Annotated in this window: 22 protein-coding genes, 1 tRNA gene and 1 pseudogene; 16 read left to right on the forward strand and 8 right to left on the reverse strand. The window is 44.2% G+C overall.

What is annotated here, in order from left to right; genetic code table 11:
- The 4 genes and pseudogenes from PN462_RS02500 to PN462_RS02515 form a co-directional block, all read left to right on the forward strand.
- A partial coding sequence (locus PN462_RS02500) for a tetratricopeptide repeat protein (protein ID WP_272126333.1) occupies positions 1 to 649 on the forward strand: 649 nt, incomplete at its 5' end.
- A gap of 1 nt (position 650) precedes the next feature.
- Positions 651 to 971, forward strand: a complete 321-nt coding sequence (locus tag PN462_RS02505) for a nucleotidyltransferase domain-containing protein (protein WP_272126334.1) — start codon at positions 651 to 653, stop codon at positions 969 to 971.
- Between the two features lie 13 nt (positions 972 to 984).
- Entirely contained in the window at positions 985 to 1,368 is a 384-nt protein-coding gene (locus tag PN462_RS02510; protein WP_272126335.1) for a HEPN domain-containing protein, read from the forward strand.
- 21 nt (positions 1,369 to 1,389) lie between these two features.
- Positions 1,390 to 2,057: pseudogene (locus tag PN462_RS02515) on the forward strand (Uma2 family endonuclease).
- Positions 2,058 to 2,163: 106 nt separating this feature from the next.
- Here PN462_RS02515 and PN462_RS02520 read toward each other — a convergent pair.
- Entirely contained in the window at positions 2,164 to 2,976 is an 813-nt protein-coding gene (locus tag PN462_RS02520) for a TPM domain-containing protein (RefSeq protein ID WP_272126336.1), read from the reverse strand.
- A gap of 212 nt (positions 2,977 to 3,188) precedes the next feature.
- Between PN462_RS02520 and PN462_RS02525 the strand changes: the two genes are divergently transcribed.
- A complete protein-coding gene (locus PN462_RS02525; protein ID WP_443029043.1) occupies positions 3,189 to 4,934 on the forward strand; it encodes an N-acetylmuramoyl-L-alanine amidase in 1,746 nt (581 codons plus the stop codon).
- A 160-nt stretch (positions 4,935 to 5,094) separates the two neighbouring features.
- Here PN462_RS02525 and PN462_RS02530 read toward each other — a convergent pair whose 3' ends face one another.
- Both PN462_RS02530 and PN462_RS02535 read right to left on the reverse strand, forming a co-directional pair.
- Positions 5,095 to 5,394 (reverse strand): hypothetical protein, encoded by a 300-nt coding sequence (locus PN462_RS02530; RefSeq protein WP_272126338.1) that lies wholly within the window; start codon positions 5,392 to 5,394, stop codon positions 5,095 to 5,097.
- A gap of 76 nt (positions 5,395 to 5,470) precedes the next feature.
- Positions 5,471 to 7,462, reverse strand: a complete 1,992-nt coding sequence (locus tag PN462_RS02535) for an ATP-binding protein (protein ID WP_272126339.1) — start codon at positions 7,460 to 7,462, stop codon at positions 5,471 to 5,473.
- A gap of 268 nt (positions 7,463 to 7,730) precedes the next feature.
- Between PN462_RS02535 and PN462_RS02540 the strand changes: the two genes are divergently transcribed.
- The 5 genes from PN462_RS02540 (at position 7,731) to PN462_RS02560 (ending at position 19,467) form a co-directional block, all read left to right on the forward strand.
- Positions 7,731 to 10,790, forward strand: coding sequence for an eCIS core domain-containing protein (locus PN462_RS02540; protein ID WP_272126340.1), 3,060 nt, complete (start codon positions 7,731 to 7,733; stop codon positions 10,788 to 10,790).
- Positions 10,791 to 10,913: 123 nt separating this feature from the next.
- Positions 10,914 to 11,843, forward strand: a complete 930-nt coding sequence (locus PN462_RS02545; protein WP_272126341.1) for a YbjN domain-containing protein — start codon at positions 10,914 to 10,916, stop codon at positions 11,841 to 11,843.
- Positions 11,844 to 11,974: 131 nt separating this feature from the next.
- A complete protein-coding gene (locus PN462_RS02550) occupies positions 11,975 to 15,004 on the forward strand; it encodes a hypothetical protein (RefSeq protein ID WP_272126342.1) in 3,030 nt (1,009 codons plus the stop codon).
- A 1-nt stretch (position 15,005) separates the two neighbouring features.
- Positions 15,006 to 18,668 carry a helicase-related protein gene (locus tag PN462_RS02555; protein WP_272126343.1) on the forward strand — a complete coding sequence of 1,221 codons (3,663 nt, stop codon included), beginning with the start codon at positions 15,006 to 15,008 and terminating at the stop codon, positions 18,666 to 18,668.
- A gap of 115 nt (positions 18,669 to 18,783) precedes the next feature.
- Positions 18,784 to 19,467, forward strand: a complete 684-nt coding sequence (locus PN462_RS02560; protein ID WP_272126344.1) for a Uma2 family endonuclease — start codon at positions 18,784 to 18,786, stop codon at positions 19,465 to 19,467.
- Here the strand turns inward: PN462_RS02560 and coaBC are convergent.
- The 3 genes from coaBC to PN462_RS02575 form a co-directional block, all read right to left on the reverse strand.
- Positions 19,432 to 20,658 (reverse strand): bifunctional phosphopantothenoylcysteine decarboxylase/phosphopantothenate--cysteine ligase CoaBC, encoded by a 1,227-nt coding sequence (coaBC, locus tag PN462_RS02565; protein ID WP_272126345.1) that lies wholly within the window; start codon positions 20,656 to 20,658, stop codon positions 19,432 to 19,434. The two genes, PN462_RS02560 and coaBC, sit on opposite strands and share 36 nt — an antisense overlap.
- Before the next feature lie 14 nt (positions 20,659 to 20,672).
- Positions 20,673 to 20,885: a protein IsiD gene (gene isiD, locus PN462_RS02570; RefSeq protein WP_443029044.1), complete on the reverse strand. Its 213-nt coding sequence runs from the start codon at positions 20,883 to 20,885 to the stop codon at positions 20,673 to 20,675.
- Positions 20,886 to 21,134: 249 nt separating this feature from the next.
- A tRNA-Arg gene (locus PN462_RS02575) sits at positions 21,135 to 21,208 on the reverse strand.
- 60 nt (positions 21,209 to 21,268) lie between these two features.
- Between PN462_RS02575 and moaC the strand changes: the two genes are divergently transcribed.
- The 6 genes from moaC (at position 21,269) to PN462_RS02605 (ending at position 24,659) form a co-directional block, all read left to right on the forward strand.
- Complete coding sequence (gene moaC / locus PN462_RS02580) at positions 21,269 to 21,757, forward strand: cyclic pyranopterin monophosphate synthase MoaC (protein ID WP_272126348.1); 489 nt, start codon at positions 21,269 to 21,271, stop codon at positions 21,755 to 21,757.
- Between the two features lie 90 nt (positions 21,758 to 21,847).
- Entirely contained in the window at positions 21,848 to 22,102 is a 255-nt protein-coding gene (locus PN462_RS02585; protein ID WP_272126349.1) for a 2TM domain-containing protein, read from the forward strand.
- Complete coding sequence (locus tag PN462_RS02590; protein WP_272126350.1) at positions 22,095 to 22,397, forward strand: DUF3181 family protein; 303 nt, start codon at positions 22,095 to 22,097, stop codon at positions 22,395 to 22,397. The genes PN462_RS02585 and PN462_RS02590 overlap by 8 nt, the downstream gene beginning before the upstream one ends.
- A 134-nt stretch (positions 22,398 to 22,531) precedes the next feature.
- Entirely contained in the window at positions 22,532 to 23,545 is a 1,014-nt protein-coding gene (locus tag PN462_RS02595; protein ID WP_272126351.1) for a GAF domain-containing protein, read from the forward strand.
- A 10-nt stretch (positions 23,546 to 23,555) separates the two neighbouring features.
- The gene (locus PN462_RS02600) at positions 23,556 to 23,969 is read left to right on the forward strand and encodes a hypothetical protein (protein ID WP_272126353.1); all 414 of its coding nucleotides are present in this window, start codon (positions 23,556 to 23,558) and stop codon (positions 23,967 to 23,969) included.
- Positions 23,970 to 24,002: 33 nt separating this feature from the next.
- On the forward strand, positions 24,003 to 24,659 hold the full coding sequence (locus PN462_RS02605; RefSeq protein WP_272126354.1) for a hypothetical protein: 657 nt from the start codon (positions 24,003 to 24,005) through the stop codon (positions 24,657 to 24,659).
- On the opposite strand, the gene dusB is transcribed toward PN462_RS02605, so the two are convergent.
- Both dusB and PN462_RS02615 read right to left on the reverse strand, forming a co-directional pair.
- The gene (gene dusB, locus PN462_RS02610; protein ID WP_272126355.1) at positions 24,636 to 25,697 is read right to left on the reverse strand and encodes a tRNA dihydrouridine synthase DusB; all 1,062 of its coding nucleotides are present in this window, start codon (positions 25,695 to 25,697) and stop codon (positions 24,636 to 24,638) included. The genes PN462_RS02605 and dusB overlap by 24 nt on opposite strands.
- 123 nt (positions 25,698 to 25,820) lie before the next feature.
- A complete protein-coding gene (locus tag PN462_RS02615; protein WP_272126356.1) occupies positions 25,821 to 26,936 on the reverse strand; it encodes an RNA-guided endonuclease InsQ/TnpB family protein in 1,116 nt (371 codons plus the stop codon).
- Between the last annotated feature and the right edge of the window lie 17 nt (positions 26,937 to 26,953).

A 26,953-nucleotide genomic window follows, 5' to 3' on the forward strand; every position in this document is an offset into this window, starting at 1 on the left:
AGCCAGTTCTTTAAACAATTTAGGCTATGCTTACCATTCCCTAGGACGCTACAGCGAGGCGATAGAATATTACCAGCAATCTCTGACTATTCAACGAGAAATAGGCGACAGACGGGGGGAAGCCTTTTCTTTAAACGGTTTAGGCTATGCTTACAATGCCCTAGGACGCTACAGCGAGGCGATAGAATATCACCAGCAATCTCTGACGATTCAACGAGAAATAGGCGACAGACGGGGGGAAGCCAGTTCTTTAAACAATTTAGGCTATGCTTACCATTCCCTAGGACGCTACAGCGAGGCGATAGAATATTACCAGCAATCTCTGACTATTCAACGAGAAATAGGCGACAGACGGGGGGAAGCCGTTTCTTTACTTGCATTAGGAAAATTATACCAAAAAACAGGCAGAATTAGAGAAGGATTTGCCGCTTCTCAACAAGCAACCCTCATTTATCAAGAATTAGATTTACCCCTCAATGCTTATCCTTATCCCAATTGGATGAAACAGATTGTTAAATTTGCCCAACGCAGCAGGTTTCATCTGATTCTCTGCTTTATTTTAGGGGTTTTTGCCTTTCCCTTTGCTCTCGTTTGGTTTATCTTACTTATCCTCTACCGTCTTATCCGCAATTTATTCTCCCACCGCTAACATGAATCAACAACTTAAACCTGTACTACAACAACTCAAGACAGAGTTAAAAGCATTGTATCAAAATCGTTTAGTCACCCTCATATTATTTGGTTCACAAGCCAGAGGAGAGGCTGATTTTGCTTCAGATATTGACGTTTTAGTTGTCTTGAAAGGAACAGTCCAAGTTGGGGAAGAAATTAGAAGAACGGGTCAAATTATTACCGATCTATGCTTACAAAGTAACCAAGTGATTAACTGTATTTTTATGGAAGAGAACTATTTTTTAAATCGCCAAGGCCCCTTATTACGCAATATTCGCAAGGAAGGGATTTTAATTTAAGGACTCTTCACCCATGACCGAAGACCAACTACAATTACTTTTAAAAGCACAACAAAGTCTAAATGCGGCTCAAGTGCTATTAAATAATGGGTTTCCAGATTATGCTGCGGCTCGCGCTTATTATACCATGTTTTATATTGCAGAAGCCTTTTTAGAAGGAGAATCAATGTCCTTTTCTCGACATTCTACGGTCATTTCCGCTTTTGGTCGAGACTTCGCCAATACTAGAAGAATTCCTGTAGAATTTCATCGTTTTTTAATTGAGGCACAGAATTTACGCAATACTGGAGATTATGGTGCTTTAAATGCTGTCACTCCAGAAGAAGCAACTGAACAAATTAATCGCGCAATTCAGTTTTTAAATTTAGCAGAAGAACAGATTGGACGTTTTAGATAAGAGGTGAGAAAAAAGAAGACAATGATTCAAGCCCGCGATCGCGCTATAATTTATCCCGACAGCGACGGAAAACCTATGGCTGATAATACCCTCCAATTTAAGTGGATTGTTGTCATTAAAGAGAATTTAGAAATTCTCTTTGCTCATGATCCCAATGTGTTTGTAGCAGGGGATTTACTCTGGTATCCCGTGGAAGGGGATAATAAAACCCGACAAGCTCCTGATGTGATGGTCGCTTTCGGTCGTCCCAAAGGGGATCGGGGGTCTTATCGACAATGGGAAGAAGGGGGAATTGCACCGCAAGTGGTGTTTGAAATTCTCTCTCCTAGCAATTGTTTGACAGAAATGAATAAAAAGCTCAAATTTTACGATCGCTTTATATCTATGACCCCGATCGCGTTGATATTACAGGATGGTTACGCAATGGGGACGAATTGGACGTAATTGAAACCATGGACGGTTGGGTGAGTCCTCGTCTGCCCATTCGCTTTCAATGTCCAGAAACGGGGTTAGAGTTATACTATCCCGATGGTCAGCCTTGTTTAACCTCTGTGGAGTTACACCAGAAAGCAGAGGCCGCAGAGCAACGAGCAACCACCGCAGAGGAACAACTGCAAGCAGCACAGGAGAAAAGCGAACGACTGGCAGCACGTTTAAAAGCACTCGGTATTGATCCCAATACAGTTTGACGCTTTGATTCGTTTAAACCTCTCATAAATTGCCCTTACTGACAAAAAAAACAGCCTTGAAACTCAAGACTGTTCCTTATTTCTCTCTATGTCCTTGGTGTATTCTCTACGTCTCCGACTCAGACGGTTGTGAGGTGTTCATCATGGGGGAGAGATAAGCAACCATCACCCCTAATGCAAAGCCAATAATATTCCGGAATAGGGGCAACCAATCGGCAGTCCGAGTCACCACGGGACCGATACCAAAGGCAATAAAGAGAATGCCCCATAAGGGTGAGAAAATTAACGCCCATTGCCAAGCAACAACTTGTCCTGCTTTCCGAGGAATCGCGGCTAATCCACAGACTACACCGCCTAAAATGGAGGTGATTAAGGTGAGAATCCATTGTTCTCTCGGCAGTCCTGGCACAACGTTACATCCCCCATCCTCTAAGCATTGGGATACGGTATCAATAGAGGCGGCAATGGAGTTATTTTCGCCGTTATCCCGAACATAATATAAATTCCCAAAGCGGGTTTGTAACTCTACCCAAAAGGTGCGGGGGAGAAAGTCATACACATCATCCCCAACGTTAAATGCCAGTAGATTTCCCCCTCTTGCGTCTGCTATCAGTAATACACTGCGGTTATCTAAATTCCAGTAATTTTTCACTGCACGACCTGGGGTTTGGTCAAATTGGGTGAGGACGCGCAGTTTCCACCCGGTTTCCTTTTCAAACCGTTCAATTTTGTTGGTTAAGTTTTCCTCTTGGAGGGAGGGGAGGAAGTTGGCGAGGTCTAAAATGGGTTTTTCAATATCGGGGAGTAAGTCCGGGTTATTAATGGCTTGGGCTGCAGGGGGGGCGACAAACCAAGCGGAGAGGGCGAGGACTATCGCTAGGGCGGAGCAGAAGATGCGTTGGATGGGTCGTCTGTGCATTGTTGTGTTGTCGGTGACTGCTATTCTGGACAATTTAATAAGACTTGTTATCTAACTTTACATTTATTTACCTTATTTTAAGGAATGACGGAAAATTTGGGACATTTTTTTTATAGTAGGACGCAAAGCTATACCGTGTCCGGGTTGCGCGTTTTCTGATAGAGTGTGGAGATTGGATAAGTTTTAGTTTTGTTGAGTGGGTTGGGGCTATGATGAGACAATTAGGCGTTTTACCTGTGATGACGGGGGTGTTGTTAGTTGGGGGGGTTGAAGGGGTGCAAGCTCAGTCTTCGCTGTTTTTGGCTTATCCTCCCCCAAACCACGAAACCCAGGCGGAGCGTATTTTTCTCATTGGGACCGCCCCACCCCAGGGGGAGGTGTTGATTAATGGGGAGGTGGTTGCGCGATCGCAGGACGGCCATTTCGCCCCCAGTTTTCCCTTACAATTGGGGGAAAATCAGTTTACCCTCCGCTACGGGGATGAGCAGCAGACTATTACCATAACTCGCGTCAAAAGTCAACCCCAACTCAATGAAAATGGTTTGGCCCCCGACTCCCTCACCCCTCAGCGTAATATTGCCCGACTGCCAGAGGAGCGCATCTGTTTTCGTGCCATGGCCGCTCCCAATGCAGAGGTGTCGGTGACATTGGGGGATTCTACCCTCCCCCTAACTCCCCAACCGGATTCTACCCTCCTCCCTAGTAATTTAGCCGTCCTCACGGCAGAAAATGACCCCACTCCCCTCCAGTCTGCTCTCGACTACCAAGGATGTCTGCAAGTCTCCCAACCCGGAAATTTAGGCACAGCGACGTTTAATATTGTCACTGGGAATGAGAGGAGAGCAATGGAGGGGGGTGCAGTGAGTATTCTCTCTCCCGCAAATTTAGAAGTGGTGGAAGTTACCGCAGCATCGGGGGTTGCTCGCACAGGGCCTGGGACCAGTTATTCCCGTCTCACTCCCCTCCCCCAAGGCAGTCGCGCAACGGTGACGGGCCGGGAGGGGGACTGGTTGCGGTTGCGGTATGGGGCCTGGATACGGGAAAATGAGACTCGTCTGTTACCGGGGGCTGCTCCCGTTACATCTACGATTCGCAGTATTTTGGCTAGGCAACAAGAGGGGGCCACAGAGGTGGTGTTTCCGCTAGAATTTCCTGTTCCGGTGTCTGTGCAACAGCGCGATCGCAGCTTTACTCTCACCCTCCACAATATCACAGCCCAAACCGACACCATCTGGCTGGATGATGACCCCCTCATCCGTCGTTTAGACTGGGAGCAAGTCACCCCAGAGACTATTAATTACACCTTTCAGCTTAAATCAGACCAACAATGGGGGTATGATCTCCGTTATGAGGGAAGCAGTCTCATTCTACGCCTAGACCACCCCCCAGAGACCCAAGCAGGGAATTTACAGGGATTGCGCATTGTGCTTGATCCCGGCCACGGGGGAGAGGAGTTAGGAGCAAGGGGCCCTAATGGGTATCCGGAAAAGAGCGTCAATTTGGCGGTGTCTCGCTTATTACAGCAGGAGTTAGAGCAACGGGGAGCGACGGTATATTTAACACGAGAGACGGACCGGGAGTTGGGGTTACGGGAGCGCATGGATTATATTGCAGAGGTGAACCCTGATCTGGCGTTTTCGGTGCATTACAATGCTTTACCTGATGATGGGGATGCCATGAATACCGCAGGGGTGGGGATGTTTTGGTATCACCCCCAAGCGCACGATTTGGCGGTGTTTTTGCATAATTATTTGGTGGAGAATTTGGAGCGGCCTTCTTATGGGGTGTTTTGGAATAATTTGGCCTTAACTCGTCCCCATGCAGCCCCGACGGTTTTAATGGAGTTGGGGTTTATGATTAATCCGAGGGAGTTTGAGTGGATTACCCGTGAGGAGGAGCAGGAGCGATTGGCAGATGCTCTGGCTTCTGGGATTACGGAATGGGTGAATCGTCGTTAATTTTTACTTCAAAGAATACAGAGAGAGGTGATGATGAAAGTATTTACAGCGATAAATCGCCAGTGATATTGAGATGACTGTTGAAGCCATGTTAGCAGTCCGATAATGTTCTCTAGAAACGGAGGAAATTGTCCAATGGATAAGATAACCGCCTATACTCCTACAACTGAGAATCTGGATCAATCCCTAACTGTAACAGGCGATTCTCGTTCCGAGACGCTACGCGATTCTCGTTCCGAGACGCTACGCGATCGCGTAACTGTTGATTTTTTCGGCGTTCTTCCTCTACAGTAGTCTCAGCGCGATCGGCCCGTTCTCGTTCCTGTTCGGCTCGTTCTCGTTCCACATCCCGTTCTTCTTGAGCCAGTAAAACCAGATTGCCAGAACTATCATAAAACCGCAACCAAATCGCTGTTTCTTTGAGAATTGTTCCTTCCCAAGTTCCCAACCACAACCCCAAATTCTCGCACCACAACCATCCCCGTTCGTTGGGAGTTAAGGCTTCATATTCCCCCGTTCCCTGTAAATTCCACTATTTACCACCCTTTAATTTCTGCATCGGTTAATGTCTTTCCTAATTTGAGATATTCGGTTTGGGAGGCTTGTAAGATGTGTTTCATCATTACGGGTTCACCTTCGTTAGCGGCAAGAAAGGCGGAATTTAGCGCGATCGCGTAAATATTGCCCCCGGCGACATTTAATTGCCCTAAACGCTGAAAATCGAGCTTGTGGGTAGGGGTTTGGGGGGGGAAAATCCGTCGCCAAATTTCACTTCTGGCCGCGGCCTTGGGAAAGGGGAAATTAACAATAAAACGCAAACGACGGATAAAGGCTTGATCTAGTGCATCTTTCAAGTTAGTGGTTAAAATGGCGAGTCCCTGATAGGCTTCCATGCGTTGTAGGAGGTAACTCACTTCCATGTTAGCATGGCGATCGCGGCTATCTTGTACTTGCGTTCGTTTCCCAAACAAAGCATCAGCTTCATCAAATAATAAAACTGCTCCTCCCTTCTCTGCGGCATCAAAAATTTCCCGTAAGTTTTTCTCAGTTTCGCCAATATATTTACTGGTGACAGCACTGAGATCAACTCGAAATAAGTCTAGATGTAATTCTCCGGCAATAATTTCCGCGGCCATGGTTTTTCCTGTGCCACTGGCCCCGGCAAATAAAGCACTAATCCCTAAACCCCGTTTTCCTTTCCCACCAAACCCCCACTCCTCATAGACGGTGGCCATGTGCCGCACTTGCAGAATAAGATCACGGAGAATATTTTTTTCTCGCTCTGGCAAGACTAAATCTTCCCAACTGGCCTGGGTTTCGATGCGTTGGGTTAAATGCTCTAAACGAGGCCGTGCTTGCAAACGGCAAAAGTCCCAGAGATGTTGATATAAATTCGGGTTTGACTCCTCTGGATAAAGGGATAAACGGGCTGATTGAATGGTTAAGGGAGAGAGGTTAAATTGGGCGACAATTCGGGGTAAATGACCGTTTAAATGGGTTGCTGTTTCGCCGAGCGATCGCTCCCATAAGGCTAATTTTTCACGGTGACTTAATGGGGGAATATCTAAAGGAATAATAGTTTTATGATTCAGATAAATTCGTTCGGGAGCAGAGAAAATTAGGGGCGTTTTAAGGAGAGATAAAAAGGTTTCTGTCGGAGAGGGTTTTGCGGCTTCTTGGCTGTATTTTTGGGAGTCTTCTAAGACTAACAGACTGGGAATTAATTGGACTTGTCGTTCCCACCGTAAACTTAACCGCTTCATTTCTGCTTGATCGCTGGATAAACTGTTGGCAGATAGGGTATAAAGGGGGAGGTTGAGTTGTTGGGAAATGTGTTGCGCGATCGCGCTTTTCGCTTCCCCATCTGAACCACACAACTGCACAAGAGAATCCCGATTTTGCCCAGAATTTAAAATATTAACCCCCTGCTCAACAATCTGTTGATGAGACGGAGATAAAGGAAAACTCTTTTCAATGGGAAAAAACGGCTCAATCACCCCAGATAAGAGCTTATCTTGGTACACCTCCCCCAAAAGATAATGTAAAATAGCCTCATCAATTTGCAAGCGAGCATGGGTAATATCTTCTTGTTCATCCCAATTCAACAATTGCCAGCGACGCAGGGAAGAATTGGGATGTAATGCCGTCCAATGACTCCCAGAAAATAACTGTAATCCCAACTGAAAGGTCGGATAATCCATTTGTGTATTTTGATGGGCTAAAGCACACAAATTCCGAAATAAAGGATGGACGGCTCTCCCCACACAAAAGACCAGCATATCCCGTTCAAACTCCGATAACTTGAAGCATTGACCCAACTGCAATAAAGCAGGAGGATGAGCCATTTGTGCAGCAATTTCTTCCGGGTTTGCGGGGTCAACTGAGGGGAGTTTATCTTCTTGGTTTTGCAAACGAGCAATGTAACGATCTAACGCGAAATGAATCTTCGTGAGAGAACAGGTTAAGTATTGAGAATTCTGCTCATACCAACTATCCTCAGTTGACCCGACCAAAGATTGAGAAATCATATTCGATTAAAGTATCTAGTAAGATAAAATAGTATCAGCTTAATCGTCATTTTTCCTATTCAACTAAAGTGGAAAATTCCTAGAGAATCAGTCGGTTAAATGGGTTAAGAAATTAACTCTCACAATTTACCCCCAAGGGAACAGCAGAAAATTAAAAAATCTGCGCCACTCCCCAAACCCCGATCTATACGAAAGTCTATAGCGCACTCTAAAACCCCATTATATAATTCCTCCAGATACCGTGTAACTCAATGCCCTAAAGTGACCCATGAAATCCCCCAAAATTTCTCGTTCTGCTCAATCCCAGAAACCAACTAAAACAGAACGGTTTTCCCCGTCTCCTCTCCTACAGAGCAAAAAAGAGACCTCCCAAACAGACTCCTCTAAGGATGCAGCTAAGGATGCAGCATTACCCGACTGGCAACCCAGTGCAGAGCATTGGCAAGCGAACCAGATTACCGATTTATACGGAATGGGGGCCACTCCCCCGGTACAAGCGAAATTGACCATTGGGGAAGTTGGGGATCAATACGAACAGGAAGCAGATCGAGTCGCTAAAGGGGTAGTCGAACAAATTAATACTCCGGTGGCTGACTCTAATTCCACCGTGCAACGGGAAACGATGGAAGAAGATGAGTTACAGATGAAACCCACGCTACAAGGGAAAGACGCTCTGGGAGGGGGGACGGCCTCTCCGGAATTAGAACAGTCCATTAACCAAGCGAAAGGGGGCGGCCACCCTCTAGACGCAGGGTTACAAGAACACATGGGACAAGCAATGAGAGCAGATTTTTCGGAGGTGAAGGTTCACACGGACAGTCAGGCCGATCAATTAAATCAATCAATACAGGCAAAAGCCTTTACGTCCGGTTCAGATATCTTTTTTAAACAAGGGGAATATCAGCCCCAAAATAAAGCAGGACAAGAGTTAATTGCCCATGAATTAACCCACACCCTACAACAAGGTAGCACGCCCACAATTCAGCGCAAAGAGAATAATTTACAACTGCTAGATAAAAAAATAGTAGGTTCACAGTGGTGGGGAACATCAAATACTGAAGATATACAGAATTGTATTCAGGACTATAACAACATTTCCTCCTCAGATGTGAATTATGATACTCAACTTAAAATTTTAGAAAAACTTTTGGGTTATGTTGATAAATGGCTAAGTAAAAACTCAACTAAAAAGCCTCAGAAATTAGCAGCAATTCAACAAGTCAGAACGGAAGCAGTTGCTGAAAGAGATAAAGTTACAAAGGCTCGCAAAGCAGCAGCAACCCAAGCGATTGATCAAAAAGATCAAGATATTCAAAACAATCAAACTCCCACACAAGCTACTACAAAATTTGCAGAACTGACGAATGTAGAACTGGATAACATTTACAACCCTATCGAGAAAATGATTCAAGTTCAAGTTCTCGATAAACTAGGAGTAGGACGGGGTGAATGGCGAAGATCAAAAGAATTAAATCAATTCCGTCAAACCTTAAAAGATGCAGCACGGGAGCAAGCGTCACAGGATATTGAAGAAGAATTGACGAGTCAAGGCACAACAGGTGCAATGGCAGAATATCATAAGATGATGGCTAACGTAGAAGCCTACTCCACGGCCAAAGGCTCAGTTAATAGTGTGATGGAGCAATACGCGAAAACTATCACGGCCAAATTTGTTAACAAAGGGAATTATAAAAAAGAGTTAAATACAATTGCTTCTCGAAAAGTTAATCAAATGGCAATTGGGTTAATTAGTACCGATCCGGATTTATCTAATCCTAAGAATCTTAAAACCCTTGAAAAAGCGAAAATTGCTGTTGCTCAGAGACGCGCTGTAGTCCTGTCCAAACAACATTTAGAGGATGCGATCGCGGCAGCGCGAGACCTTACAAAAGGGAATCAAACCAAAGAAGCATTAAATCCCAATAAACAGCAAAGTGTAATTTCACAGACGAAAGGCCAAGTTACCACTGATGAAATTGGAAAAAAAGCCGTTAATGCCGTCATTAAAGCGGATACCTTAACCCAAGGTTTTGATAAAATTGCAGGTCTTATTGATGCGAATGCTCCCTCTGCGGGAACTGCTGTTTCACTGACCATTGAACTGAGAATTAAAGACCCCAATACAGGCGGTTACTTTATTTCTCAATTGATTGGAGAAGCGGCCAAAGAGCAAGAAGAAAATGAACCCCTAGAAGTGTCGCTCCGGTCTGAATTCTCCCTAGGTGGAGGTTGGGAACGTTTTGGGTTAGACCTCAACGCGCAAGTGGGCTATTTCTTTGAATCAGCAGCTAGTGACTCTAAAAAAGCAGTCGGTTTAGTTTCCTATGGACTATATCGGAATCTGCAAACCCAAAATCTTGATAGTACAGCCGCCAATGCCATTTGGGGATATGGTGGTAAATCTCAATTGAAAGATAAAGGGGAAGAAGCCGAAACTTGGGCGACTGCTATGGAGGAATATCTCTTTACCACTGATGATGGTCAAGGGGGAAAACAAATTGATGACAGTTCCAAGGTAGAAGTTGGCAAGTTAGCTAAAGGGAAAGTAAGTGCAAATTTAGGATTTGCCACAGGAGAGTTAGAGGGTAAAGTTTCCACCGCCAAACAATACTCCGCAGAGTCCATTGGTGCAAACGTCGGTAAAAAGAAAGCTAAAGGATCACAGGAATTAGCAGACGCGGGTGCTGGAAAACGAGTGACTTATTTAGAATTCAATGGAGCGATGGAAGCACTGCAAGAATTTGCTGGTGGTGAAGCAGCAGCTAAAATCGGTTGGGATGGTACAACCTGGCAAAGTCTAGATATTGAAGCTGCCGGAATGCTCAGTAGTGCGCTCGGAAAAGGGGGAGGAGATTACGGAGAAGTGATGAATCATGTTTGTAAAGCGATCGCAGGTTATGTCACCGCTTTAGCTGCTTTCGGGAAAAAAGCCTACAATGCTTCCAAAGCTAAAACAAAAACGGAAGCAGGTGGAGAAATAGCGGGAATGTTGGGTGATTTAGCCATGATGGCCCCAACCATTGGCGATCAAGTGGGAGCAGAATGGGGAAGTAAGGTTATTGGAGTAGCAGGAGATGAGGTGGCACAAGATATGATTAAAAGTACCGCAACTGAGGCTTCTATGAATCCGTTATTGGATATTAAACAACAATTGAAAGTCGGAGGTAGCTTGAGTTGGGAAAAAGGAGGAGGTGCAAAACCTAAAGTGAATGTTTATGTGAGTCAAGTGAAAGCTGTTGCGGCTGATACTGGGTCCTTATTAGGCGAAGTCTTTCGCTTGAAAATTGAAGGGGAGACGACTAATAAGCTGGTGAGTAAAACCTTTTAGATATTAAGAGATGAATGAGTCAAACTCGATCTATCTTAAAGCCAATTTAGAGGACTGTTTCTCCTCTGCATAAGACTTGCTTCACTGAGCCAACACCAATAATTCGGAGTTAAATAATTAAGAATGACTAAAGAAACTTATCAGGTTGGACAAGAAGCCTCTTTTTTATCAGCTTTTGGGGAAAGAATTAAAGTTACTGTAGAAGAAATTAATCTTCATAAAGCTGAGAATAATCAGATTAGTGAATTATTTTTTACAATTTCTGTCCCTTCCCAAACTTACGAGAAAATTATTACGGAGTCTTTATTTAATCTTTTTCCTGAAATTGGCATTACTCAACCTCAAAATGAGTTTGATTCAGACGCAGTAGAAATTGAGTTAAAGCTAAAACCTTCATTAATTGCTTACCTGAATCAGCAAATGGAGAAGGCTAAAGATTTAGGAGGATTAATGAGTAGTGATGAGAGTGAGGATTGGGAAAATAACTGTTTATATTATACAGAAAACTGGTTAGCAACCACCTTTAAACAAGCTATGTCGTTACCTCCGGAATTAGAAGCAGAGGGAGAGTTAAAGCAGGGATATCAAACCCTCTGGAATAATCTAGATTTAATGCGAGAAAAACTAACAACTTCTACTCAATCTAACCCGGAAGTCATTCTAGATTTCCTGAACCATAAAGGTTGGAAGTACGAGCAGTTTAATGAAAACATAACTAAACTCTCCTTTAATTTAGAGACTTTACAACTTTCCGTCTTAATCGCTTTAACTCCCGATGAGCAAGAAATTTGCTGTTATTCGGTTTATCCTGAAGCTATTTCTGCTGATCAAAGAGGCCAATTTGCTATATTTATTGCTGGACTTAACTATGAGTTAACGGTTGGTAATTTTGAGATGGATTTTGAAGATGGGGAGTTACGCTTGAGAACTTCTTTACCCTTAACTCAAATCTCGTTAACTGAAACGATGTTAGACAGTATTGTTACAGCTAATTTAGAGATGACACAGCGTTATTTCCCTCAGTTTCAACAATTACAGTCTGAGTTAAATTAGACGATGAAAACTTAAAAAATCCTGATCTTGACCCCGATTAACTAGGAAACTCTCCCCAGAACGGGCATTTTTTGCTAAACTAGAATAGCGAAAATTGCTTGTTAGGATTTGGTTAATCAGGATCAGTTGCAATGAATATTTTTGAATTGGGGGGAAATGAGTTAATCCCCGTTGATTACGAGTCGCTGTTAAAGTTTATTTTACAGGAGATTCAACAAACCAATCCCTTTAATCCACTTACCCCAACACGCATCATTGTTAAGTTAGATGAAGTTGCTTGGCAAGTCTCTCGGAAGCAGGTAGCCAATCCTATTTCGAGTAGCAATATTGCGCGATCTGCGACACTGCATTTTAATGAGACGGTTGAGAGGGAATTTCCTAGTTTAATTCGACGCATTCGGGATGGGGTGCGAGGACATTTTCAAGAGCGTTTGAATGGGGTTAATTTTGATTTAAGAGATTTTATTAATCCGTTAAACCAGAGGACTCCTAATACTCTCAATTTTGCTTATAATTTTCCTACTACTTCCTCTGTCACGTCGGGGTTAGAAACGCGAGAAAATGGGGTGGGGAGTGCTTCCCTGCTCAAGTTTCATAAGGTGACAATTTCTGTGCGGGACATTAATCAGTTTCAGGAGGGGATGCAACGAGGGGTAGAAAATCATATTGAGGAACAATTAGCGGGTGATGAGGAAATAGAGGATGCCAAGGAAGCGTTAGAGGATTTAATTGAGCGACCTAATTCGGATTTTAACCGTTTACAGCAGGTGGTGGATACGGAGTCGTTGGGGAAGCTGAAAAAAGAGGCGAAAATTTGTTATTTGGAGTATTTGGCCCAACAGATTGATCGGGAGCAAGAGGGGAATGTTATTTATTTAGAGGATTTAATTCGACGGTTGAGAGCGATTGAGGATTATATTAATGATCCCAATAAGTCGGATGGGGATTATGAGGTGAGTTATGGGGGAGAGGTGATTAATTATCGGGACTGGTTTTCCCGTGCGGAATCGCTTGATTATTTACCGATTATTCCTATTTTTTCTGATAGTTTAGGGGAGACGACAGATGATAATGAGACGGAGCGGACTTTTACTTTTGGGTTAAAGTTAAAGTTGGGTCATCCAGTGCAAGCACGGGGAGGGAAAGAGGTGTTTGATTATTATTTAGATGTGCTTGATCCGAATAAGTTACGGGAGCAGTTTCAGGAGAGCGATCGCGCAGTCGTTTTAAGAAAAGTTCTCCGGGTTTTATTTCTCTACTATTTTGCCTTTGCAACCCGTAGTAATCCTCGGAAGAATAATTATAACATAGAATCGGAATTAGAGTATGATATAATTGCTAATTTTGACCAACAAATTTTGCCAATCTTTCAAGGGAATGATGAAAGGCAAAAGCAAAGAATCCTGACAAATATTATTAGAGGATTTAGACAACTTAATATTAAAACCAAAATTGAGAGACTCCGAGAACTCTTACAAAGAATCCTCAAGCGAATTACAATTTTTTCTCCAGAGTATTTTCACCGAGAAATTGGAGTCAGTCGCGGAATTTTAGAACAATATCCAGATGATTTAATGCAGGGACATTTCTTTGAGGATGTTGTTGGAACAAACCCCAAAGGATGCTTGAGATACATTACTATCAAAGATGCTCATCCCTCAGAAACCACCTTTTGTCAACTTCCGGTAACGCTTAAATTTGAAGATATTCGTTATTATCCCACAGAGGAAGAAGAAAAGTTTAAAATTGAGTATGCGAGTCTTCAGCAAATTTACCAACTCCCCATTTTATTCATTCCTAATAGTGAGTTGAGTAAAGAGACAAGCAAGAAAAATTTAAGACAGCAAAAAATGATGGTTTTTGCGTATAATAACCGTCACTTGGACAGAGAAAATTGTGATGCGGTGCAAGGATTTATTTATCGTTTCACAATGTCTTTACTGGTGTATGTCACCTTGCGAGTAATTTTAGAAGAGTGGGAGAAATATCACTTAGAGCAAGATCACCATCATTTATTCCTCCCTATTCTCCGTTTCCATGAGGGAGATTCTAATCACCCCTCTTTGTCTGAAGAATTTATGGCCGATTTGTCCAAAGTCGTTGCTCATTTACTGAATACTAATGCTCAGAGTTCCTATTATTCTAATTCCCAAGGAGTGAGAATTAAAAACCAGGATACGAATAAATTAAGAAATGCGTTTAGTTCTCTCTATTCGGTGTTACCCCAGACGTTTACCTTCTCCGACTCCCCCTCCCAACTAGATACAACCTTGGATAAATTAGCATTAATTGTGGTGTCCAGTTTGGAGAGTGATGGGACTCGGAGAAACCGCGATCGCACCCTAGGAAAATCCACCTTATTCGGGGAAGTCATTGGAATAACTAACCAACAGGGAAAAACGCAAATTCAACTCCGACATACCTTTTCTCAAAACTATTCCAACTCCGTCATTTATCGAAACCCCTCCATTCTCAATGATGTAGTAGTTAATCTCCATCAAAAAGGATATCGTCACATTTTATACGTTGCTCAAGCACCCTATAGCAACAATCTCCATTTAACCCAAGTCCAACAAGAAACCGAGTTTCTCTTTATGTCTCCCACCCTCATTCAGTCCATGATGTCAGGGGTGGAAGATATGCAGATTTATCCAGTCTTTTTCAGTAAATATTATGTCCGGAAATCGAAAAAACTAGAAGTCTCCTCTTATACCCTACAAGATACCAGCAACTTATTAAATTTAGTCGAAGACCCCAGTCAGAAAGTCGTCGTCTTCTTTAACTTATTTAATGGGATTACCATTGGGAATAGAGACGAACGCTTTTATAATGGAGTGATGTCTTACTCTACCCTCCTCAACATCTATCAAGGGGTATTAGATGACCAAAGTATTCGACAGGGATTAATTTATGAGGGGTCTTTAAAAGACGCAATTCTTCGATATATTACTCTCTTTCACTTTTTTAGACTAGAAAATAGTCAGAACAAGAAAAAACTAAAACTCGACCCCTACGAACAAATGATCGGGGATGACTCCTTGCGGAAAAATTCCGTCTTTTACCACATGGATGGTCAAACCTATTTTAATAACCTTGCGTTTTTAACGGAAGTTAACTCAATTTTATTATCCCCAGTAACCCCCAGACAGGAGGAAGAATAGAATGGTTGCAGCACATTTAGGACGACTCTTTGAAGTTGGGTTTAATATTGGGATATTAGCGGCAATTTCCCAGCACAATATCCCCCACAACTTCGGGACACTCTATCAGCAGGATTTACAAACAATTACTTTTGCAAAAGTCCTCAAAGAACTTTGTCGAGATGCGAATATTATTGATCCCGGAGACATTTATAAAGTTGAGACTTGGGGACTGTTTTTATTACAAAAGGGGTGGTTATCGGGATTAAACTTCTTTCGAGAATATTTAGACTCTTTTAGTAAAACCCCCTCGAAAACCAAAATTCTCTATTACCAATGCTGTTTTTCTGGGGATAACAGTATGGGGGTATTATCTAAGGATACCGAAAAAGAGGTGAGGGAGTGGTTATCCCAGTTGGGAGAGGAATTTACAACCAATTTAGCGGATATTCAACGCAAGTATCAACGACAAAGCGGGGAATTTTTACAAGCAGATACCCTCCTTTTACTGCGACACCGACGGAAACTGAGAATTTTGGTGGTTGATTTATCGGTGTTTTCAGTCCGACAAGCTGAAGATTTACTCAACCTGAAGGATAAAACCCTCGATACCCATCGTCGTCTCCTACGACGGGAAATTAGTTATTTGAAGTCTAAAAGTGTCTTTACGAAACTGAGACTAGATACCGGGAGTGAAGGGGAGTTAGATTTTGAGTTTTCTGAGAAATTGAAGCGCTATTTCACCGCATTTAAGCGACAGGATAAGGAAAGTGTGAAACTCATTCAAGCAGGGAGTTATGCGTATAGTTTTTATAATTTCTTACAGAATTATCCCACAGTAGAGGGGAAGAAACTTGCGGGAGAGGATATACAAATTAATGTCGTGGGGTATAGCGATCGCAACCTCAGTATCATGTCTCTCCACTCCCAATATCCCCAACACCAAAACCTACTGCGAACCTGTCACGAAATTTACTCCCAAGAACATAAAAATACAGACATCAACCTTGCAAGACAAGACGTTTTAAAAGTTATTCGTCGCAATGTAGCGAAAAGTTTTCACAACGGGAAAACCCTCATTAAAAACCTAGAAAACCTCCAACCCAATAAAATTAACATTATCCCCCCCCACCAAGAAACCCTAGAAAACTTCCAATCCACCGCAGCATTAAGACAACCCCATGCAGAAGCAGTAAAAACCGCACTCAATTCCGACAAAACCTTTCTCTTTCTCACCGGAAATCCTGGAATTGGGAAAACCACCGCAATTGTCGAGTTTTTAAAATCCCATCTTGAGGAAGGATGCTTATTTTTCTACGTCAGTCCCCGGAAACAAGTTAACTTAGACATTATTGAGAAATTCAAAAACTCCCAAACTGGGGAACTTGTCGATGATCGACTCTTTTGTATGACCACCAATGCAACCATACTCGATGAATATAAACCCCAGCAAGTCGTAAAATATAGTTCTGGACACCATAAAACCCCCTTTTCCAGTCACGGAACACAATTTATCCCCCTCAATGATCCCCCACCCCCTCGAACTCCCTCCCAGTCTTCCATCAAACGTATAAATGATCGTCAAATGCGAAACAAAAAAAATCATAAAAATGGCGTTTTGTCAACCCTTTGTAAAGGAATTTATAACGTAATTAACGACCCCATTTCTAATACTGTTGTTGCGACTGCTTGTATTCAGTCCTTGAGAATTACTAAATCGGGACAGAATACTTTAGACAATTTTAAGGAGATTTTTAAAGGATTTTATAACACGCGATTGAAAACAGTCAATTTTCACAAAATGCGAGAACTCTCCAGTCGAGTGAAACACCTATTTATTATGATTGATGAGATAACTGGGGATCAGAGTGGGGTTGAATTTCTCAAGGAAATTAAAAGAACTATCCAAGACTATAAACTGAATCATCCTGAATCGGGATTTAACCTGAAAGTCATTGTCGCAGATGCGTCTATTGTTGATGGGAAGGTCATTAAACAGCATCTAGAGGATACTTCCCCAGAACCCGATAAAATCTTTGTCCGTCAAGTGAAAAAACCTGGGGATAATTTAGATTTAGGGGTATTTTCCCAAGAATTTCCTTTTGGTCTATATAAGAATGATCATTGTAACGGAATTGCTATTAACGCAAACTCCTATCCCGCAAACCGTCTCCACCTCACCTATAAACCCTTTATCGAGTCGATTCAATTTGATCGGGATAAATTAGACCAACAAAAAGATAACCTCCCGAAAGCAGTTTTTAACCATATTTTAGACGACCTCAACCAACTCCGTCACCGTCCAGATACGGGACAAATTTTAGTCTATATTCAAAATAAACAGCGATTACAAGAATTAATCGGGAAAATTCAAGAAACCGAATCATTTATTAAACAAGAAGACTATTTAGAGGTTCACGCAGATTTATCCGATGAAGAACGACAGAACATCCGTCAGCATCAAGATCATGTAAAAGTCGTGTTTATGACTTCTTCTGCAAGTCGGGGGTTATCTTTCCCCAAATCTCAGCATATTTTAGTGGAAATTCCCCAATTTCAAGTGGAAAATAACTTAATGGAAATTATCCAGGTGATTTATCGGTGTCGGGGACAATTTTGGGAGGGAGAGGAGTTAAAAACATTGGATAATGCAGAGAAATACTTGACCTTTTATTTGTGCGATCGCGCAATTTATTACCCCGAACCCAACAGTCTGCAACTCTCCCTCCAAGAAAGTCTCCTCAGTCTCCTCAACCTCTTTGTCATCCTCAAAACTGCAATAATGACAAGAATCCAAGGATACGGACAAATTGGCCGTTACAACTTTATGATGATCCCCATTGGAGGAAAATCCGTCTTTGCATCGGGTCAAAGTTTCACCGGACAATTGGCCACCCTGATCCGAGATTTAGAAAAAGAAAGTTGGCGAAATCCGCAAAATACTACCGTCAAAGAATTAGCAGCAAGTCTGCAAAATCTTCTCAGTCGCGGAAAATTCTTATTAATGAATGATCCTTCTCCTCAAAATCAAGAAACCTCCTATTTAAAATTACAACAAGACTTTAACCACCACTTCGCAAATTATTGTAAAACCCTCGATGGATTACTCAATCTTAATCCAGTCGAATTAGGTCACATTTGCGGAAGTGTATTACTGGTCCCCCTCCGAGGAAAAACCTTAGCAGAAACCTACGAGATGCGGTTAGCAGACATCTATCATTATGCAACCGAAACCCTGTTAAAGCGGATGCTGGCCATTCGGGAAAGTGGAGACTATTCCCCCAACCTGAAATCTTTAATTAATCGGGGAATTGATTTAATTAACGAACTACAAAAACCCCATAATTATACGCAACAACTACAACAAAAAAATAATTGGAGTGACCAATATTATGCCATTCCGCTATTTACTTTTTTAGTGGGAGATATGATGCGAGACTATTTCCAAGAGGGAAACGAACCCGACGACAAAAAAGATAGATTTCGCCATCTTTTACACCAATATCTCCGTCAACTGTATCCCACCGATCAAGTTTTACCCATTGGGGAGAATTATCAAGCGTTTCCTTTTCTCATTTTCCGTAGTTATAGTTTAGACCAGATGCGATCAAAGTTATTTACTGACCGTTATCTTCTCTCCTCTCAAGAGTTTAATTTATTGAATTTAATTTTAGGGATTGAGTGAATATTTACGCTTAATTAAGTTCCTTACTACGAACGGATTATCTTAATTTATTGTAAGGAGTTCACTTAAATACAAAATTCTTTATAATAATAATAGCGAGTAAAAAATTGGTACAATGGTTCAAGAAATTGACCGCGTTATAACTTATCCCGACAGTGACGGACAGCCAATGGCCGATAATACCTTACAATTTCAGTGGATCGTCGTCATTAAAGAAAACTTAGAGATTCTCTTTGCTAACGATCCCAATGTTTTTGTTGCGGGAGATTTGCTCTGGTATCCCGTGGAAGGAGATAATAAAACTCGACAAGCACCGGATGTCATGGTGGCCTTTGGTCGTCCCAAAGGGTATCGGGGGTCTTATCGTCAATGGGAAGAAGCAGGAATTGCTCCCCAAGTGGTGTTTGAAATTCTCTCTCCAGGGAATCGGTTGGCCGAAATGAATAAAAAGCTCAAATTTTACGATCGCTATGGAGTAGAAGAATATTATATTTATGATCCCGACCGCATTGATCTCACCGGATGGCTACGCAATGGGGAGGAATTAGACGTAATTGACCCCCTAGAGGGTTGGGTGAGTCCCCGTCTGCAAATTCGCTTTCAATGTCCCGAAACCGGATTAGAATTATATTATCCCGACGGTCAGCGTTTTTTAACCTCCGTAGAGTTACACCAGAAAGCAGAGGCCGCAGAACAACGAGCAACTACCGCAGAACAGCAACTCCAAGCAGTACAAGACAAAAGCGAACGACTCGCCGCCCGTTTAAAGGCTCTCGGCATTGATCCCGACACCGTGTAGAATGAAATCATAGAGACGATGGGCCATTTCTAACTTACTGCAAGGGGGAACTTGCTCCCGTCGTCCTCCCGCAGCGAGAAACACGGCATAATTCTCATCACTCCCAAACCCGGCATTCTCTTGATCAATGGGGTTTGCAGCAATAACATCTAATTTTTTTCGTGTTAATTTTTCTAAAGCGGGCTTGACAAAATCCCCAGTTTGTGCAGCAAAGCCAATTAATTGTTGCTGCGATCGCTTTTGTTGAGCGAGTTGCGCGATAATATCCGGGACAGGGGTTAAGGGGAGATGGGAGGGGATATCTTGTTTCGGGAGTTTCTCCGATGCGGTGTGTGCGGGTTTCACATCCGCCACGGCAGCGGCCATGACAATCCAATCGGCATCTGTGCAATACTCTAACATAGCGGCCTGCATCTGGGCGGCGGTGGTGACAGGGACGGTGCGGCAGTTTTTCGGGAGGGGAATATTGAGGGGTGCGTGAACCAGAGTGACAGTTGCACCTCGGTGTAAGGCGGCCTGAGCCAAGGCTACCCCCATTTTACCCGTTGAGGGGTTGCCCATAAAGCGCACAGGGTCTAAATATTCCTGGGTCCCTCCTGCACTAATTAAAATCTGTTTTCCCTTTAAATCTCGTTTCCCTTGGGTGAACAAGAGGGAGTGAACGGCGGTTATAATCTCATTAGGTTCAGCCATGCGGCCTTTCCCTACCCGATCGCAGGCTAATAACCCCGCATCCGGCTCTAAACTGTGATAGCGTTGATCCTGTAATAAAAGTCCCCAATTGCGCTGCACTGAGACTTGTTCCCACATTTCCGTATTCATCGCTGGTGCAAGGAGTACGGGACAAGCAGAAGCGAGTATAGTATTAGTGAGCAAGTTATCCGCGAGGCCCTGGGCTAATTTGCCCAAACTATTCGCCGTTAACGGTGCAATAATAATTAAATCAGCCCATTCTCCCAACTCAATATGTAAGGGACGAGTATGAGAAGGTTGCCAAAAATCTTGATCCGTGTATGCGGGATGACGACTTAATGTAGCGATCGTCAGGGGAGTGATAAACTGTTGTGCTTGGTCCGTGAGTATCCCTCGCACCTCTACCCCTGACTTAAACAGCGTCGAGATCACCTCACAAACTTTATAGGCGGCGATACCACCGCCTATAGCAATTAAAACCCGTGAACGTTCAGACATGAGGCAGATTTCAGCTAGGCTTCATCATACGCCTCAATATCGAGCAGATAGAGATAGGGTTCTACTAATTCTGCTTTGTGAAATGCGATCGCGCGTAACAAGTGCCAATCTTCTAACGCTGCAAACGGGTTCGCATAATCATCACGTTCTAAACGTCCTGCCAGTTTCTCGACATCTTCAGCAGTAATGTTATCTAAATCCTGCTTCGGAATCGTAGCTGTAGTCATAACCGCACCTCCAGAGCGTTGTTTGCTCATTACCCCAGTTTTATTCTAAGGGATGGGTTGGGGGTTGCTGCAAATTGGTTTAAAAAAGTTTTTGTTGTTTGTTAACAGAAGGGGTTAACCACAAAGACACAAAGGACACAAAGCAAGAGGAAGTGATGGTGCGGCTTATGGGGATTAACTGGAAAAGCAATGACTTTGGCCTTTAGTTGAAGGTCGGTCACTGCTTTTTTAGCGGCATATAAAATAAAACGGGCTAGGAGGGATTCGAACCCCCGACACCGTGGTCCGTAGCCACGTGCTCTAGTCCACTGAGCTACAAGCCCTTGAACAAAATGTGTTGCTTTATGCAACGATTAATTAATATAGCACGAGCTTTTCTAAAAATGCAAGACAATTCCGCAAAAAAATCTCAACTCAGCCACCTCAATGCTCAAGGGGAGGTGCAAATGGTGGATGTATCGGAGAAAGGGGTAACGGCGAGGGAAGCGGTGGCCGCTGGACAGATTAAAATGCAGGCCAGCACTCTAACTGCGATCGAAGCGGGAAATGCACCTAAAGGGGATGTGATCACCACGGCTAAACTGGCGGGTGTGATGGCGGCCAAACAAACCGCTCATCTGATCCCCCTCTGTCATCCCCTTCCCCTCCACAAAATCAATGTAGAAATCACGCCCGATGAGGCGTTACCTGGTTATCACATCCAAGCGACGGTGAAAACCAATGCGGAAACGGGGGTAGAAATGGAAGCCCTCACCGCCGTCTCCGTAGCGGCGTTAACCCTGTATGATATGGCAAAGGCTCTGGAAAAAACCATGGAAATTGGCTCAATTCGGCTGGTGAAAAAGAGTTCTTTGGTTTTGGGGGATGGGTAATGGATAATTGATACTTGATAATGGATAATGAATAATGAATAAAGGGAGAAAACCCAGAATAGGCTCAAAAATTAAGGAGATTGAAGACTTATGCCTCCTCGTTGGCCGCGACAACCTGACCGCAAAACAGATCCCGCCTTTCGTCGTTTGGATGACCGGATGAACTTCGCGGTTCATGTGGCGTTTTTTGCCGCGTGTAACTCTGGTATCTGGTTTGTTTCCCAATTCCAGCAGGCTGAGTGGACTTGGCCCATTTGGGTGACAGGAGGCTGGGGCGGGATTCTCCTGTTACATTTAATCTATATTGTTGCGATCGCAGATTATTCAAGAAAATCCGATGGCTAATCCTACCGCAGAAATCGAACAACTGGCCGCCGAGATTGGCGATAAAGTCTATATGGACATCGCCAAATGGCATCTCTATCTCAGCGATGCCCAACTCCATACCGTGGTTGCACAACGAGTCTATCCCTTGCTCGAAGATAACCAACTGAACGAAGATAATGTGATGCAAATTTTACAAGAGATTGCCGTCAAAATTGGCGGCGGGAAACGAGAACTCCCTTTAGCGGAATTAATTCCTATGCACTGTCAAGTGGACTTGATGGACTTACTCGAAGAGTATCAACGTAATTTGTAATTTGATTCCAGTGCCTAGTTCGTGTTGGTCGTCAGCCTGAACGGGCTTTCTGCTACTCTAGGACTGTTAAGATTCTCTTGTAGGCTAGGGTACTTTAAGTATCGTTAACACTACCAAAAAAAGGACGGGGCAAGATGAGCGATCGCAACTTAGCGGATTTATCCAAAGAAGAACTCATCCAACATCTACAAAAACTCCATCGAGAAGTCAAGCATCTCCGGCAAGTTAAAATAGCCTTTGATGCTCAGGATGAATTAGTGCGATCGCTCGTTTCCATGGGCCGGGCCGCCACAGGCCGCCTCATGTTACGCTCCATGCTCCTCCAAACCAGCAAAGTCTCCGTCCAACTCACCGATGCCACCGAAAGTAGTCTCTTTCTCCTCGATGGAGAAGGCAAAGTAACCGAAAGTGTCCTGGCCCGAGGGGCGACCATCCGTGAACAACGAGATGATTTAATTGGAACAGTCCTCGATCAAGGATTAGCCGGATGGGTCGTCCGTCAGCGACAAGTGGGCCTCATCCAAGACACCCGTCAAGATGACCGTTGGGTGACATTACCCGACCAACCCTATTCCGTCGGCTCTGCCCTCTGTGTCCCCATTTTACGAGGCAAAGTCCTCCTAGGCATCCTCACCCTCACCCACCCCCAACCCAACCACTTCACCGCAACCACCGCCGAATTAATGAAAATGTGTGCCACGCAAATGGCCTTAGCCCTCGACAATGCGCGGTTATACATGATCGAACGGGATCAACAGGAGCAACTCGAAAACATCCAAAGTGCTACAACCCCCCAAACTTCCGCCACCGCAACCTCAGTCCTTCCCCCCGACCTGAGCCAAATCGGCATTTATATTATCGGCGATAAAGGGAAATTTCTCTACGCCAACACCCAAGTCGCTGATATTTTTGGCTATGAATTTGGGGAATTAGTGGCCTTAGAGTCCATCCTCAAATTAGTTGCCACCAAAGACTATCACCGCATGGCCGAAACCCTACAACAATGCTTCCAAGGCACTCACTCCACCCTCGCTTGTCACTTCCAAGGACAACGGAAAGACCGTCAAGTGGCCGAGATTCAACTCCACGGAAAACGCACAAAATTTTCTGGGCGATATGTCATCATTGGGGTATTGGGATTAGCTTGAGTGAGCCATAATGCGTGATCCTTGGTCGGCTTTCAAACAACAACCTTGGTTGCCCCTGCTACAAGTGGCAGGGATTGATACTTTAGTAGCCCTTCTCCTAGAAATCCTGTTAGTGGCCCTCTGGTTATATGTTCCTGGCGTTGGGGCAATATTAAACCCCTTCTTTTCTTCTCCCCTCAGCCTCTTACTCCCCTTTGCGGCCACCTTTGGCTTTGGGGTTTTAGCCGTTTTTCTTTGTGAGATAGCCCCCCAACGCATCCCCCTGAATACCGGGAGTTTATGGGCCCTAGTCCTCTGTTTGCTCGGCGGACTCTTGTTGAAAACTAGCCTCCCCTTACCGATACAATTAATTCAACTCTCCCATGCGGGATTTATGGGTGTGCTGCTTGGGGTATTTTGGAAAGGACGACCTTATTGGTTTTAGCTTGTATTGTATTTTTTGATGTGAGGAGTTTTCATGATGTTTAAACTAAGCGCGATCGCGCTATTCACCACCATCGCCAGTTTAGCACTGGCCGGAGCAGGAAACAGCCAAACCCCGGAGAGTCCCACCTTTCCCGACGGGTTAGAGAAAAAAGCCACCCCAGACGGGCCTCAAGTCACCGCCGAAGACTGGGCCACCAGCGTCACCGAAGGCAACCTCACCCCATTAAGTCAAAGACCCCGCCGCCCCCGTATTTTCTCCCCCAATCAACCTTGGAGTTATATTGGAGGCGGCGTAAACTTAGGATTCTCCGATAACGGCAGCGATCTCGCCGACACTGCCTTCATGGTCAATAGTAAAATTGGGCTATCCTCCACCTTCTCCCTACGGCCTGCCATTTTATTCGGGGATAGTGCCACCATCTTAGTCCCCGTCACCTACGACTTTGCCATCAAAGGCCCTGATCCCTTTGAAGCGGCCACCTTATATCCCTTCATCGGGGGGGGAGTCATTTTCACCACCGAAGACGACGAAGAAGAAATCGCCACCAACAATATCGGCCCCATGCTATCGGGAGGCGTGGACTACCGCTTAACCGATAAAATCGTCTTAAATTCCTCCGTCAATTTAGGCTTTTTAAACGATGAAGCCGAATTAGGCTGGTTATTAGGCATTGGCTATCAATTCTAACTCTCGTTCCTTCTCCGATAAAGAGGGGGTGGGAGGGGTCTGAGACGCGGCAATGGCCTCATCAAGTAACCGACAGCCTTCTTCCACACTCTCTAAACGAGACAAGCGATCGCGCAACTCCTTCGCCCCCTTAAACCCCTTCGTGTACCAAGCCATATGCTTCCGAGACTGATACAACCCCCGTTTCCCCTTATACTCCCACAACCCCCGTAAATGCTCCTTAGCACAGTCTAACCGTTCCCCCACCGACGGCTCAGGCAACCCCTCCCCCGTCCGCAAAAAATGGTCAATTTGCCCCACCAAAAAAGGATACCCCAACGTTCCTCGCGCACACATCACCCCATCAGCCCCCGTCAACTGCAAACACCGCACCGCCGCCTCCACCGACACAATATCCCCATTGGCAATCACCGGAACAGATAAAACCTCCTTCACCCGGCCAATCCACTCCCACTGGGCCGCCCCATTATACCCTTGCGCCCTCGTCCGTCCGTGCAACGTCAACATCTGCGCCCCTGCCCCCTCCATCCGTCGGGCAAAATCAAGAATCGTAATCTCCTCATCACTCCAACCAATACGAGTTTTCACCGTCACCGGAACATCCACCGCATCCACCACCGTCCGTACAATCTCCTCAGCCACCTCCGGTTGACGCAGCAACGATGATCCCCCCCCTTTACGGGTAATTTTATTCACCGGACACCCCATATTAATATCCACCGTATCCGCCCCTTCCGCCACCGCTTTCCGGGCCGCCTCCGCCATAAAATCAGGCCGACAATCAAACAATTGAATACTAATCGGATGTTCCTGGGGATCAACCGCCATCACCCTAGGAAGTTCCTGTAAATGATGAATTTCCTTCGCATTCACCATTTCCGTATAAAGCATAGACTGGGGGGCATAGCGACGCACCAACCGACGAAACACCAAATCCGTCACCCCCGACAAGGGAGACTGTAACACGCGACTATTCACCGTCACAGAGCCAATATTAAGTGGAGTTTTTAGTTTAGCTTGAAGGGCAGGGGAGAGCATAGTTGTGTAGAGTTAACTCCTAATACAACTTTTACCTGACAATATATAACAAGACTTGACCTTGGTATAGCTTGACTTAGTTTTCCGCTCTATAAAACTTACTCAAACTTAATAATTTGATGTTTACTTCCTAGCTTGGATCTTTTGAGACCTATCCACCACTAGGCTTGCACGGTCGAAGCTCTCCGCACATTCCAAATTAATCGACGCATTTAAGTCGCGGTCAATTGATATGCCACAATTAGGACACTCATAGGTTCGCTTACTTAATGGCATCTTTTGTTGATGTCCACAATTGGAACAAATTTGCGAACTTGGATACCATTGGTCAATTAGCGTCAATTTACTGCCATACCAATCGCACTTGTATTCGAGTTGGCGACGAAACTCATAGAAACCGCCGTCCGCAATCGCACCCGCCAATTTATGATTTTTGAGCATTCCAGATACATTTAAGTTTTCGATTCTCACTTCACCGTGGTTCTTGGCTAAGTAGGTCGTTAACTTGTGCAGGCTATCTGCTCGAACATCAGCGATGCGCTTGTGTGCTTTAGCTAGTTTGAGTTTAGTTTTCTCACGATTTTTACCACCTTTTTGACGACGAGATAATTCTTTTTGGAGCTTGGCTAGCTTTCTTTTGGCGCGACGGTAGGCTTTAGGGTTCGGGTGAGTTGTTCCATCGCTCATTGTTGCTAAGGTATTAATCCCGATATCAACACCAATACGGTCTCTAGTTTTGGAAGTTCCTTCAGGAGTTACATCAATCTTAAAGGAGATGTGCCAATCACCAGCACGCTTACTGATGGTTACGTTTTTCGGCTCAACAGGTGGCAACTCCTCATGACTTCTTACCCACCCAATTTTGGGGAGTTTAATCCAGTCGCCAGAGATTCTAATACTGCCTTCGAGGTAGAAACTATCATTAACATTCTTTTTCTTGAATTTAGGAAAACCTGTTCCTTTAACTTTCCAAACGCGCTTGAACGCCTTGTCTAGATTACGTAAGGCTTCTTGAGGAGCACATTTGGAGACTTCATAATACCAAGGGTTAGCTGATTTCACTTCTGCGACCAACTTTTTGTGTAAATCAATAGCAGTAGGACGTTTGCCTCCTGACTCGTATATCTCTTGACAAGTAGCCAATCCCCAATTCCAAGCATGACGAGCCACACCAGCGTGTTTAGCCATTATAGTCCGTTGCTTGTTATTAAGTTTTAGCTTTGTCTTAAAGCTTTTCACCGACTTCTTTTAGCTCC

It is taken from the genome of Spirulina sp. CS-785/01 (assembly GCF_028330525.1).
GTDB lineage: Bacteria > Cyanobacteriota > Cyanobacteriia > Cyanobacteriales > Spirulinaceae > JAQMSD01.